Genomic DNA, 13,270 nt, shown 5'->3' on the forward strand with positions numbered 1-13,270 from the left:
TCGACACGGGTCTGACGTGCGGGCGCCCAGGGGACGCCGGATCTGACTTGTCCGATTCCGGTGCGGCGCGCACCCTGGGTCTGTGAGGCACCTCACCGCGCGAATAGAGCAAGAATGGCCACATTTGATCAAGGGAACGGTCACAGCGGGTGGTCATCCGAGGTCGCGACGGTCACCCTCGGTCTGGACGGCGTGGTCACCGGGTGGAGCGAGGGCGCTCGACGCCTCCTGGGCCATGGCGCCCCGGAGGTCGTAGGGCGCCCCGCGACCGACCTGCTCCTCGGTGGAGGAGCTCCCGACGCCACCGGGTTCTCCCTCACCGGCTCCCGGGAATGGCGGGGCACGGCGGCACTGCGGCATCGGGACGGCCACCGCGTCACCACGACCCTGCACGCCCAGCCCTCGCTGGACGTCGACGGCAGGCCCCGGTCCTTCGTCGTGGCCCTCTCCCCGGACCCCGGCCCGCCCCTGGTGCAGTGGGCCTTCGACCAGTCCTCGATCGCGCTCTCGACGCACGCCACGGCATCCGGCGCATGGCAGCGGAACGCGGTCGCGCAGGGCGGAGGAGGGCGCGCTGCCCTGACGGGCGGCGAGCGGCGGGCGCCGGCCTACGCCGACGAAGGCCTGCTGCGGTCTGTGCGCCGGGTCGCCGAAGAAGGTGTCCCGCTGCGCTACGAGTGTCTGGCCCCGGAGCCGACCTGCGGCCCCGGAGCCACGCCCGCCGTCCTCCTCAGCTCCGCCCGGCACCGCGCCTGGGTCATCGAGCTGTGGCCCGTCCGCGACCCCGGCACCGGTGAGGTCGTCGGGGTCGGCACCGCCGCGTTCGACAGCAGTGACCAGCACGCGGCCCGCCGGCGCCTCGCCCTGCTGCAGGAGGCCGGCACCCTCATCGGCACCACCCTGAACGTGGCCCGCACCGCCCAGGAGCTCGCCGACCTCGCCGTGCCCCGCCTCGCCGACTTCGTCAGCGTGGACCTGCTCGACTCCGTGCTGCGCGGTGAGGAGCCGGTGCCGGGACCGGTCGACGCGGCCGTGGTGCTGCGCCGGGTCGCCCATCAGTCCACCGCCGAAGGGGAGGACGTGCCCGAGGCCGCCATCGATCTCGGTGACATGGACACCTACCCGCCGTTCTCACCGCCCGCGCGTTGCCTGGCCGACGGCAAACCGGTGCTCAGCGGGGTGGCCGACCCCGACTTCACCGCCTGGATCGCCGGGCACGAGAGGCGCAACGCCCGTGTGGCGGAGTTCGGGTTCCATTCCGTCATGGCCACCCCGCTGCGCGCCCGCGGCATCACCCTCGGCGTCGCGGTCTTCACCCGTGGCGAGGGCTCCCCGCCCTTCGAACCGGACGACCTGATCCTCGCCGAGGAACTCGCGGGCCGGGCGGCGGTGGGCGTCGACAACGCCCGCCGCTACACCCGCGAACGCACCAACGCCCTCACGCTCCAGCGCAGCCTGCTGCCCCGGGACCTGCCCAAACAGGCGGCCGTCGAGGTGGCGTACCGCTATCTGCCCGCCGGGACCGGCGCCGGCGTCGGCGGCGACTGGTTCGACGTCGTGCCGCTGTCCGGCACCCGCGTGGCCCTGGTCGTCGGGGACGTCGTCGGTCACGGCATCCACGCCTCCGCCACCATGGGCCGGCTGCGCACCGCCGTCCGCACCCTCGCCGACGTCGACCTGCCCCCGGACGAACTCCTCACCCACCTCGACGACCTGGTCGTGCATCTCGCCACGGACCGCGAGGACCTTCACCCGGACGAGCCCTACCTCGTCAGCGGAGAGATCGGCGCCACGTGTCTGTACGCCGTCTACGACCCGGTGTCCCGCGTGTGCACCTTCGCCAGCGCCGGTCACGTCCCGCCCGTGGTGCTGCTCCCCGACGGCACGGCCCGCGTGGTCGAGCTGACCCCCGGACCGCTGCTCGGGGTCGGCGGGCTGCCCTTCGAGTGCACCGAGGTGGAGCTGCCCGAGGGCAGTCTGCTGGCCTTCTGCACCGACGGTCTGGTCGAGGCGCGGGAGCGTGACGTCGGCCTCGGGCTCGACCGGCTCTGCGAGGTGCTGTCCGGTCCCGTCACCTCGCTGGAAGCCACCTGCGACACCATCCTGAGGGCCCTGCTGCCCGCGAGCCCCTACGACGACGTGGCCCTGCTCCTCGCCCGCACCCGCGCGCTGCACGCCGACCAGGTCGCCGCCTGGTCGCTGCCCTCCGACCCGGCGGTCGTGGCCGACGCCCGGGCCCAGGTCACCCGGCAGCTCACCGCGTGGGGCCTGGAAGAGGTGGCCTTCGTCACCGAGCTGGTGGTGAGCGAGCTGGTCACCAACGCCATCCGCTACGGCGCAGTACCGATCGGCCTGCGGCTCATCCGGGACCGCACGCTGATCTGCGAGGTCTCCGACGCCAGCAACACCGCCCCGCATCTGCGCCGTGCCCGCACCTACGACGAGGGCGGTCGAGGGCTGCACATGGTCGCCCAGCTCACCCAGGGCTGGGGCACCCGCCAGAGCCCCACGGGCAAGACCATCTGGGCCGAACAGTCCCTGCCGGGGGGCTGACCGATGGCAGCGCGACCCGGAACGGACGCCGGCCGTGGCACCCACACGCTCGGGCTCCTCTACCCGCCTGCCGGCCGCCTCGGCGAGTACACCACCATGCAGCTCGCCTTCGTCGGCGGGGTGGCCGAGTCCGCCGCCGAGCAGGGCTACGACCTGCTGCTCGCGCCCGCCGGAAGCCACGAGGACCCCTCTTTCCCGCGCATGGTCGACGACCGGCGGGTGGACGGCGTCATCGTCATGGAGATCCGCCGGGAGGACGACCGCGTCGCCCACCTGGCCGACGCGGGCTTCCCCTTCGTGGCCATCGGCCGCAACCACCGGGCCGATGTGGCCGGCTGGGTCGACCTGGACTTCGCCGGTCTGGCCGGCGGCTGCGTCCAGCACCTCGCCGACCTCGGCCACCGCAGGATCGCCTTCGTCAACCGGTCCGAGCAACTCTTCGACAGCGGCTACGGCTTCGCCCGCCTCGGGGACGAGGGCTACACCGAGACGATGAAGAAACTGCTGCTCACCCCGCATGCCTACCTGTGCGGCGACGACCTCGCCTCGGGGGAGGCGGTCGTGGAACGCATCCTGAGCGAGGACCCGGACACGACCTCGCTGGTCACCATGAACGAAGCCGCCCTGGAGGGGGTCTACCGCGGACTCACCCGCAACGGCCGCACCGTGCCGCGCGACTTCTCCGTCGTGGGCGTGGCGGCGAGCCCCTGGGCCGAACAGGTGAACCCGCCCCTGACCGCAGCCGAGATACCCGCCAAGGAGATGAGCCGGGTCGCCGTCGACCTGATGATGAGGCGGCTGCGCGCACCGGACTCGCCTCCCCGGCACGTCCTGCTGAAACCGCTGATCACCCTGCGCGGGAGCACGGGACGCTGCCGCCAGGCACCGGGCTCGGAACCCGAGTCCGAGCTTCCTGATTTCCCCGATATCGACCTGGATTTCTGATACGTCGGTTTCTGTGCCCGATCATCGAACCTCTGGGAGCAGACGATGTCGTACCCCGTCGACCGCCGTGGTTTCCTGCGCGTCTCCGGCGCGGCGGCGGCCACCGCCGCCCTCGGTCTGACCTCCTGCACCTCGGACACCTCGGGGCCGGTGACCCTCAGCTGGTGGGACTACTTCACCCTGGACAACTTCCAGCCCGGAATGAACCGCCTGATCAAGGACATCGAGGCCGGTGTCCCGGACGTGCGGATCGAGCGGCGGAGCTTCCCCTTCGCCGAGCTGGAACGGCAGATCACCCTGGGTGCGATCTCCGGCGACCTGCCCGACCTCGCCATCGTCGACAACGTCTCCATGAACACCCTCGGCGGCAGCCGGCTGCTGGCCGACCTCACCGCCAGAGTCGAGAAATGGGGTCAGGCCGACGAGTACTACCAGGGCCCGTGGTCCGGCTGCCAGGTCGGCGGAAAGACCCTCGGCATCCCCAACAACAGCAACTGCCTGGCCCTGTACTGCAACACCCGCATGCTCAAGTCCGCCGGCGTCGAACCTCCCACCACCTGGGACGAGTTGGCCTCCGCCGCGCAGAAACTGACCAGCGGCGACCGCTACGGACTGGCACTGAGCGCGATCAGGACCGAGGAGGGCGTCTTCCAGTTCCTGCCGTTCCTCTGGCAGGCGGGCGGCGACCTGGACACCTTCCGCACCTACGGCCCCACCGCGCTCGCCTTCCTCGACGAACTCATCGCCAAGGGCTCCCTGTCCGAACAGTGCGTGGGCTGGACCCAGCAGGACGTCAACACCCGCTTCCTCAACCAGCGCGCCGCGATGCAGATCAACGGCCCCTGGCAGATCCCCACCCTCAAGAAGGCCGCCTTCGACTGGAACGTCGTCGCCCTGCCCCGCGACAAGGAGGCCGCCACCTGCCTGGGCGGGGAGAACTGGGTCGCGATGGCGAGCGGCAAGCACGTGGACAAGGTGTGGGAGGTCCTGGAGTACACCCAGCGCCCCTCGGTCCTGGTGCCGTACCTGGTGTCCTTCGGCGAACTCCCGGCCCGCAAGGACCTCGCCGACCGGGGCAGCTGGGCCTCCGACCCGGCCCTGCGGCTCTTCCTCAGCCAACTGCCCCTCGCCCGGCCGCGCCAGTACGGCGCCCACTACGCCGAGGCCTCGCAGGCCGTCGCGGACGCGGAACAGGCCGTGCTCACCGGATCCGCGTCCCCGTCCGCGGCGGCCGGGACCGCGGCCGGAAAGATCGACAAAGCTCTGGGCGAGCAATGAGGCAGCCCCTGTCACTCTCCGCGCGCCGCAGCCGCACCGGCTACCTGTTCTGCCTGCCGGGCCTGGCCTTCCTCGCCCTCTTCCTGGCCTATCCGCTCCTCTACAACGTGTGGACCTCCGTCCACGACGTCGACCTGGGCCAACTCCTCGGCGGTGCCGAGCGGTTCAACGGACTGGACAACTACCGGGCGGTGGCCGGCGACCCGGCCTTCTGGCACTCCGTACGCCTCTCCCTGGTCTTCACGCTGGCCTCGCTGGTGCTGCAGTTCACGATCGGTTTCGCGCTGGCCCTGCTCTTCGCCCGCCCGTTCCCCCTGGGCGGCCTGCTGCGTTCCCTGCTGCTGGTCGCATGGCTGCTGCCCCCCGTGGTCAGCGGCACCCTGTTCCGCTGGATGCTGGACGGGGAGTCCGGCGCCTACAACGCCCTGTTCCAGGCCGTCGGTCTGAGCGCGCTCTCCCATGACTGGCTGACCGACCCGTCCACCTCGATGGCGGGGGTGGTCTTCGCCAACGTATGGGTCGGCGTGCCCTTCAACATGCTGCTGCTCCTGGTGGGACTGCACACCATCGACCCCGAACTCCACGAGGCCGCCGCCATCGACGGAGCGAACGCCTGGCAGCGCTTCCGCCACCTCACCCTCCCGCTGATGCGACCCGTCTCGGTGACCGTCCTCCTGCTCGGCCTCCTCTACACCTTCAAGGTCTTCGACCTCGTCTTCGTGATGACCGGCGGCGGCCCCGTCGACGCCACCCGCGTGCTCTCCCTCTACGTCTACGAGGTCTTCTTCACGTTCTTCCGCTTCGGCCAGGGCGCGGCGGCGGGCCTGCTGCTGCTCGTCGTGCCCCTGCTGGCAGGTGCCTGGTACGTACGGCGGCTGCGGCACGAGGAAGAGGCGCCGGCGGGAGGTGCCCGATGAGACCACCGCGCCGCCCCTGGCTGTGGACCGCCCTCGCCACGCTCATCACCGCGGCCTTCCTGCTCCCGGTGTACTGGATGGTGAAGACCGGCCTCACCCGGCCCGACCGCATCCAGACCCCCGACCCGCAGTGGGCGCCCACTCCTCTCACCGGCGAGAACTACTCGACCGCGCTGGGCTACGAGGGCCTGACCCGCGCCCTGTTCAACAGCCTCGTCATCTCCTGCGGGGTGGTCGCGCTCACCCTGCTGCTCGGCGTTCCGCTCGCCTACGCCCTCGCCCGGATCCGGATGCGCGGCTCGGGCACGATGGTGCTCGCGCTGCTCGTCGCCCAGCTCCCGCCCGCCATCGTGCTGGCGGCCCCGCTGTTCATCCTCGAACGCCGGGCCGGCCTCACCGACACCTATGTGGGCCTGATCGCCGCCGACACCACGCTCACCCTGCCCTTCGCGGTGATCGTGCTGCGTCCCGTGCTGCGCGGCGTCGCCCCGGAACTGGAGGAGGCGGCCCTGGTCGACGGCTGCGGACTGCCCGGTGTGCTGCTGCGGGTCGTCCTGCCGCTCGTGGTGCCCGGCGTGGTCGCGACGGCCGGACTGTCCTTCCTGATCGGCTGGGGCGAGTTCCTGTTCGGGCTCACGCTCGCCGAGGGGCCCGAGGTCCAGCCCGTCACCGTCCTGCTGAACTCCTTCGTCGGGCAGCACGGGACGTCCTGGGGCGCCCTGATGGCCACCGCCACCCTCGTCAGCATCCCGGTGGTCTGCGTCTTCGCCGTCTTCCAGCGCTTCATCGTCGGCGGGCTCACCGCGGGCAGCGTGAGGGGCTGACCAGCATGCATCCCCGTGACAGTGCGCCCTGGGTGGCACCGCCTCCGCCCCTCGTCCCGGCCCTGCTGGATCCGCTGGCCGGTGCCCGAGTCACGTCCGCCGACGAGGCCGGCGTGACCCTCGACGTCCGCACGGCGTCCGGACGCACCGGCACGCTCCGTCTGCGCCCGGCGACGGACAACTCCCTGCGGATCACCCTGCGGCTGGACGGGGTGCCGACGGCACCCCGGGTCTCCCTGGTGACGCCGCCGGCGGACACCGGCTGTCTGGTCGAACGATCGGCGGACAGGCTCACCCTCCGACTCGGCTCCCTTGCCGTGGACGTCCATCTCTCGCCCCTGACACTGGAACTGACCGAGTGTCACCTGCTGCAGGCGACCGACGTGAGCGACCCCGGCGACCGTACGACCGTCCTGCCCCTCGGCGTCACCGAACTCGCCGACGGGCAACTCGTCCACCACGACAGCTGGTTCACCGAGCCCGACGAGCACTTCTACGGCCTCGGCGAACGCTTCACCGGCCCCGACCTGCGCGGACAGCGCGTGGACTGCTGGGTCGAGGACGCCCAGGGCTCGACCGGCACCCGCTCCTACAAGGCGGTCCCCTTCCTCCTCTCCAGCCGGGGCTACGCCGTCCTCGTGGACACCACCACCGCGGCCTCCTTCGACCTCGCCCACAGCAACACCGGCGCCTGGTCGCTGACCGTCCCCGACGAGGAACTCGACTACTACCTGATCGCCGGCACCCCCACCGAGTGCCTGCGCACCTACCGCGACCTGACCGGGCCCGCCCTTCTGCCCCCGGCGTGGGCCTTCGGCCCCTGGATCTCCGGCGGGTTCCGTCCCGACAGCGCGGCCGACGTGCGCGAGCGGGGCCGCCGGATCCGTGAACTCGGCTTCCCCTGCGACGTGTTGCACATCGACACCTACTGGCAACGGCCCGGCTGCTGGTCCGACATGGAGTGGGACGGCGAGGCGTTCCCGGACCCCCGCGGGCTGCTCATCGACCTGGCCGGACAGGGCTTCCACGTCTCGCTCTGGACGAACCCGTACCTCAGCGTCGACAGCCCGCACTTCGCCGAGGCCGACCGCAACGGCTGGTTCCTGCGCACCCCTTCGGGCGCCTCCTGGACCGGCCAGGTCTGGGGCGGCGCGCACCCGGACTCGGCCGTCCTCGACCTGACCCATCCCGGCGCCGCCGACTGGCTGCGCGGCCGGGTCCGCCGGGTACTCGCCGCCGGGGTGTCGGTCCTGAAGACCGACTTCGGTGAGGCGGTCCCCGTGGACGCGGTGGCGTACAACGGCATGACCGGCGACCGACTGCACAACCTCTACCCGCTCCTGTTCAACGACCTGGTCGCCGAGGTCACCCGAGAGGTCGCGGGCCACGGCCTGACCTGGGGCCGCTCCACCTGGACCGGCGGCCAGCGGCACGGCGCCAAGTGGACCGGCGACTCCAACGCGAGCTGGCAGGACCTGGCCTCGACCCTGCGCGCGGGCCTCTCGCTCTCCTTCTCCGGGCACCCCTTCTGGAGCCACGACATCGGCGGTTTCCACGGCACCCCGGAACCCGAACTCTTCGTCCGCTGGGCGCAGTTCGGACTGCTGTCACCCCTGACCCGGTTCCACGGCATGACGTCCCGGCTGCCCTGGGACTTCGGTGAGGAGGCGTACGCGGCCGTCCTGCACGCGGCCCGGCTGCGCACCGGCCTGCTGCCGTACGTCCGCCGCTCCGCCGCCGACGCGGTCCGCACCGGCGAGCCGCTCGCCCGCCCCATGGCCCTGGACCACCCGGGCCGCCCGGACGCCCACGCGGCCGACCTCCAGTACCTGCTGGGCCCGGATCTGCTGGTCGCCCCGCTGTACGCGCCCGGCGGACGCCGGCAGGTGTGGTTCCCGCCGGGGGAGTGGCTGCCGTACGCGGGCTCCGGAGGGCCGATCGACGGCCCCGCCTGGCGTCGGGTCCGCATCCCGCTCGCCGCCGCCCCGCTCTGGCTGCGGGCCGGGGCGCACGTTCTGTGAGCAGGGCGTCGCACACCGCCCCGGTGCTGTGCGCCGACTGTCCGGAGGGCTCCGGAGGTGGGACGCTGGGACGGGAGAGGTATCCGCCGAGGGCACTCGGGAGGGCCCGATGGGACGTGACGTGCCGGCCCTGGTGTTCACGCGGGAGGACCGCCGACAGTACCGGGACAAGATGCACACCTGCCTCGACGTCCTCGCGCAGATGCTGCGCGAGTCGGGTTTCGAGAGCGAGCGGCCGCAGGTCGGGCTGGAGATCGAGCTCAACCTGGTGGACGGGGACGGCCTCCCCGCGATGCGGAACACCGAGGTGCTCCAGGCGATCGCCGACCCCGCCTGGTCGAGCGAGCTGGGCCGCTTCAACCTGGAGATCAACATCCCGCCCCGCCGCCTCCTTTCCGGCGGCCCCGGCTCCTGGGAGCAGGAGATCCGCGACGCCCTCAACCACGCCGAGGAACGCGCCTCGGCGGTCGGCGCGCATCTGATCATGGTGGGCATCCTGCCGACGCTGGGCGAGACGGACGTCGGCGAGACCGCCCTGTCCGGCGATCCGCGCTACCGGCTGCTCAACGAGCAGATCTTCGCGGCCCGCGGCGAGGACCTGCGCATCAAGGTGGACGGCGTGGACCGGCTCGCGATGTACGCCGACGCCATCACCCCCGAGGCCGCCTGCACCAGCACGCAGTTCCATCTCCAGGTCGACCCGAGGGAGTTCGCGGACTACTGGAACGCGGCGCAGGCCGTCGCGGGGGTACAGATCGCCCTGGCGGCCAACTCGCCGTTCCTCTTCGGCAAGGAGCTGTGGCGCGAGACCCGCATCCCCCTGTTCGAGCAGGCCACCGACACCCGGCCCCAGGAGATCAAGGCCCAAGGGGTACGGCCCCGGGTGTGGTTCGGGGAGCGCTGGATCACCAGCGTCTTCGACCTGTTCGAGGAGAACGTGCGCTATTTCCCCGCCCTCCTGCCGATCTGCGACGAGGAGGACCCGCAGGAGGCGCTCGACGGCGGAGGTGTCCCGGAGCTCGGCGAACTGACCCTGCACAACGGCACGATCTACCGCTGGAACCGTCCGGTCTACGCCGTCACCGACAGCGGCCCGCATCTGCGCATCGAGAACCGGGTGCTGCCCGCCGGGCCCACGGTGGCCGACATCATCGCCAACGGCGCCTTCTACTACGGCCTGACCCGCGCCCTCGTCGACGAGGACCGGCCGGTGTGGACGCGGATGTCCTTCTCGGTCGCCGAGGAGAACCTGCACACCGCCGCCCGTGACGGCATCGACGCCCGCCTGTACTGGCCGGGGGTGGGCGAAGTGCCGGTCACGGAGCTGGTGTTGCGGCGGCTGCTGCCCCTCGCCCACCGGGGCCTGGAGCTGGCCGGGATGGACGCGCAATGGCGTGAGCCGCTGCTCGGCGTGATCGAGCAGCGGTGCGTCACCGCCCGCAACGGCGCCCTGTGGCAGGCGGAGACGGTCCACCACCTGGAGAAGGCGGGCTGCGACCGCCAGGAGGCGCTGCGCCGGATGACGCTGACGTACATGGACTACATGCACCTCAACGCACCCGCGCACACCTGGCCCGTGGACTGATCAGCGCCACTTCTCCGCAGGCGTCAGCGGTACCGGATCGGGCCGCTCGACCGACGTCGACAGCTCGATCCGCCGCCCCTCGGCCGAGGAACGCAGCAGGGCGGTCATCGTCTCCAGCACGTGCAGGGCGAGTTCACCGCTCGCGCGCGGTGCCCGCCGTCCGTCGGCGGAGACGAAGTCGAGCAGCCCGACGCCCCGGGCCGCGCCGACGTATCCGGCCGAGGGCGGGAGGGTGCGCCACTGATCCGCACCGAGTTCGAGCAGCCGTACCTCGCCGTCGAAGTGGTTCGGGTCCGGGACCGTGAGGGTGCCCGTCTCGCCGTGGACCTCGATCGGCGCGGCCGTGGTGGTGACGCCGTCGAAGCTCGTGGTGATCGTCGTCAGGGCGCCGCCCTCGTGTTCGAGGATCCCGGAGACATGGCTGTCCACCTCGACCGGGATCCGCTCGCCCGCGCGTGGACCGGACCCGATGACCCGCTCGGTCCTGAGCCGGCTGGAGGCCCCGGTCACGGCACGCACCGGACCCAGCAGATGCACCAGGGAGGACAGGTAGTACGGGCCCATGTCCAGCAGGGGGCCGCCGCCGGCCGTGTAGTAGAAGTCCGGGTGGGGGTGCCACCGTTCGTGGCCGGGAGTGACCATGGCGGCCGAGGCGAACAGCGGGCGGCCCACGGCCCCGGCGTCCACCGCCGCCCGTGCCGTCTGGACGCCGGTGCCGAGGACCGTGTCCGGCGCGCACCCGACACCGACCGCCGCCTTCTCCGCCGCCTCCAGGACGGCACGGGCGGCGGTGAGTTCGGCGGTCAGCGGTTTCTCGCCGTAGACGTTCTTGCCGTGGCCGATGGCGCCGAGGGCGATCTCGGCGTGGGCCGCGGGGACGGTGAGGTTCAGCACCGTGTCGACGTCCGGGGAGGCCAGCAGCCCCACGACCGACAGGGCCTGTACGCCGGGTAGTTCGGCGGCGACGGCGGCCGAGCGGGAGGCGTCCAGGTCGGCGACCGCGGTGATGCGCACGGCGGAACGGCCGACCAGGGTGTCCAGGTAGGCGCGGGAGATGACGCCGAGACCTATGACGCCTATGCGGTGCGCGTCGCCCACAGCATGCCCCTCTCGATGACGGTACGGACGGCGGGGTGCTCAAGGACGTCGAGGCTGTGCCCGGGAGTCGTCACCACGACCCGTCCGGCGCCCCACTGACGGGCCCAGACCGCCGGTGAGGTGACCGGACGGTGCCAGGGCTGCCACGGGCGGGCGGGATGGGTGGTGGTGGCGAGGACGTCGATCAGGTCGTCGTGGAGCACCCAGTACTGCTCGGTGAGCAGCTCGAAGTCCTCGACGCCCGCGGTCACGGGGTGCTCACGGCCGAGATCGGTGAAGGTGACGGTGTGGGGCAGGAAGTTGTCCTCCTCGCCGCCCTGCCGCTCGCACGGTTCCTTGCCCGGATGGGTCGCGAACTGGCCGCCCACCAGGTGGAGATAGTCGGCGCAGGCACGGAACGAGTCGGCGATCCCCCCGTGCCAGCCGGTCAGGCCGGTACCGGCCGCGACGGCCGCGCTCAGTCCCGCCGCCTGCTCGCCGGTGATCTCGGACATGGTCACGCACTGCACGACGAGGTCGGTGGCGGTCATCTCGGCGGTGTCGGCGTAGACGTCGGTGGACTCCTCGATCCGGATGTCGTAGCCGTTGCCCTCCAGGAAGGGCAGGAACAACTCCGTGGCCTTGACCGGCTGGTGGCCTTCCCAGCCGCCTCGGACCACCAGGGCTTTCTTCCGTGTCATCTTGTTCCTTTGCGGGGCAGGACAGGGTTCCTGGGGGGAGATCCCCCGAGTGAGCCGGAGGAAATCTTCGGGCCGGGGCGGGATTGCGACAACCTCGGCGTTGGTATGGACCTGTCAATTGTCGCGGACTAAGCTCTGCCGGGCCAGCCTGAGAGCGCTCTCAGAGAACACTGTCATCCCGTTGAACGACGAAGGGCAATCTCCATGAGACGCACCCGAATCATGCGCGCGGGCCTTGCCGTGCTGCTCCTGCTCGGTGCCGGCGCGGCCGCGGGCACGGTGCCCGCCACCGCCGACGAGAAGGCGCCCGCCTCCGCCGGTCTCCTCACCGCGATGCAGCGCGACCTCGGCCTCTCGCCCGAGCAGGCCGTGACGAGGCTCGCCGCCGAGCGGAAGGCCACGGCTCTCCAGCCCGAGGTCCGCCGGGCCGCGGGCGCGTCCTTCGGCGGCTCCTGGTTCGACGCCGCCAAGGGTACGCTGACCGTCGCCGTCACCCCCGGCGCCTCCGCCACCGCCCTGCGCGAGATACGCGCCACCGGCGCCACGGTCCGCACCGTCGCCCACAGCGCCCGCGAACTCTCCGCCACCCAGGCCCGGCTCGACCGACTCCCCGCACCGGACGCCGTCAGCAGCTGGCACGTCGACCAGAAGGCCGGCACCGTGGTGGTGAACGTCGTCAGCGGCCGACAGCGTGACAACGATGTCCGGGCGTTCGTCGCCCGCGCCCGCAAGGCAGGTCCCGTCACCGTGCGGGAGGTGGCCGCCGCGCCGACCACCTTCGCCGCCGGCACCGTCGGCGGCGACCCCTACTACACCGGCAACGTCCGCTGCTCCATCGGATTCTCGGTCTACGGCGGCTTCGTCACCGCCGGCCACTGCGACCAGCACACCGGCAGCGTCTACGGCTGGGACCGCAGCTACGTCGGCAACTTCCAGGGCTCGTCGTTCCCCGACAACGACTACGCCTGGGTCAACGTGGGCAGCGGCTGGTGGACCGTCCCGGTCGTGCTCGGCTGGGGCACCGTCTCCGACCAGCTCGTGCGCGGCTCGAACGTGGCGCCCGTCGGCGCCTCCATCTGCCGCTCGGGATCGACCACCCATTGGCACTGCGGCACCGTCCTCGCCATGAACGAGACCGTCAACTACAGCCAGGGCGCGGTGCACCAGATGACCAAGACCAGCGTCTGCGCCGAACCGGGCGACTCCGGCGGCTCGTTCATCAGCGGCGACCAGGCCCAGGGTGTCACCTCCGGCGGCTGGGGCAACTGCTCCAGCGGCGGTGAGACCTGGTTCCAGCCCGTCAACGAGATCCTCAACCGGTACGGGCTGACCCTGCACACGGCCTGAGCCCGGGTGGGCCCGGCCCCTG

Annotated in this window: 10 protein-coding genes; 8 read left to right on the plus strand and 2 right to left on the minus strand. The window is 71.8% G+C overall.

From position 1 onward, the window contains the following. Positions 1–114 precede the first annotated feature (114 nt). The 7 genes from AQI94_RS18680 (at position 115) to AQI94_RS18710 (ending at position 10,123) form a co-directional block, all read left to right on the plus strand. Positions 115–2,553: an ATP-binding SpoIIE family protein phosphatase gene (locus AQI94_RS18680; protein WP_031038787.1), complete on the plus strand. Its 2,439-nt coding sequence runs from the start codon at positions 115–117 to the stop codon at positions 2,551–2,553. A gap of 3 nt (positions 2,554–2,556) precedes the next feature. Next, the gene (locus AQI94_RS18685; protein ID WP_051831931.1) at positions 2,557–3,498 is read left to right on the plus strand and encodes a LacI family DNA-binding transcriptional regulator; all 942 of its coding nucleotides are present in this window, start codon (positions 2,557–2,559) and stop codon (positions 3,496–3,498) included. Positions 3,499–3,543: 45 nt separating this feature from the next. Beyond that, positions 3,544–4,776, plus strand: coding sequence for an ABC transporter substrate-binding protein (locus AQI94_RS18690; protein WP_031038781.1), 1,233 nt, complete (start codon positions 3,544–3,546; stop codon positions 4,774–4,776). Continuing rightward, positions 4,773–5,693, plus strand: a complete 921-nt coding sequence (locus AQI94_RS18695) for a carbohydrate ABC transporter permease (protein WP_031038779.1) — start codon at positions 4,773–4,775, stop codon at positions 5,691–5,693. The genes AQI94_RS18690 and AQI94_RS18695 overlap by 4 nt, the downstream gene beginning before the upstream one ends. After that, a complete protein-coding gene (locus AQI94_RS18700) occupies positions 5,690–6,517 on the plus strand; it encodes a carbohydrate ABC transporter permease (protein ID WP_031038775.1) in 828 nt (275 codons plus the stop codon). Before AQI94_RS18695 ends, AQI94_RS18700 begins: the two co-directional genes overlap by 4 nt. Positions 6,518–6,522: 5 nt before the next feature. Next, entirely contained in the window at positions 6,523–8,538 is a 2,016-nt protein-coding gene (locus AQI94_RS18705; protein ID WP_051831930.1) for a TIM-barrel domain-containing protein, read from the plus strand. Between the two features lie 109 nt (positions 8,539–8,647). Continuing rightward, positions 8,648–10,123 (plus strand): glutamate--cysteine ligase family protein, encoded by a 1,476-nt coding sequence (locus AQI94_RS18710; RefSeq protein WP_031038769.1) that lies wholly within the window; start codon positions 8,648–8,650, stop codon positions 10,121–10,123. On the opposite strand, the gene AQI94_RS18715 is transcribed toward AQI94_RS18710, so the two are convergent. Together AQI94_RS18715 and AQI94_RS18720 are read right to left on the minus strand one after the other, a co-directional pair. Next, positions 10,124–11,221, minus strand: coding sequence for a Gfo/Idh/MocA family protein (locus AQI94_RS18715; protein WP_031038767.1), 1,098 nt, complete (start codon positions 11,219–11,221; stop codon positions 10,124–10,126). After that, positions 11,200–11,901, minus strand: coding sequence for a ThuA domain-containing protein (locus tag AQI94_RS18720; protein WP_031038764.1), 702 nt, complete (start codon positions 11,899–11,901; stop codon positions 11,200–11,202). The genes AQI94_RS18715 and AQI94_RS18720 overlap by 22 nt, the downstream gene beginning before the upstream one ends. A gap of 204 nt (positions 11,902–12,105) precedes the next feature. Here AQI94_RS18720 and AQI94_RS18725 point away from each other — a divergent pair, with 204 nt between their 5' ends. Next, positions 12,106–13,248 carry a S1 family peptidase gene (locus AQI94_RS18725; RefSeq protein ID WP_031038762.1) on the plus strand — a complete coding sequence of 381 codons (1,143 nt, stop codon included), beginning with the start codon at positions 12,106–12,108 and terminating at the stop codon, positions 13,246–13,248. Positions 13,249–13,270 lie beyond the last annotated feature (22 nt).

The sequence above is a fragment of the Streptomyces pseudovenezuelae genome (assembly GCF_001513955.1).
GTDB classification, from domain to species: Bacteria; Actinomycetota; Actinomycetes; order Streptomycetales; family Streptomycetaceae; genus Streptomyces; species Streptomyces pseudovenezuelae.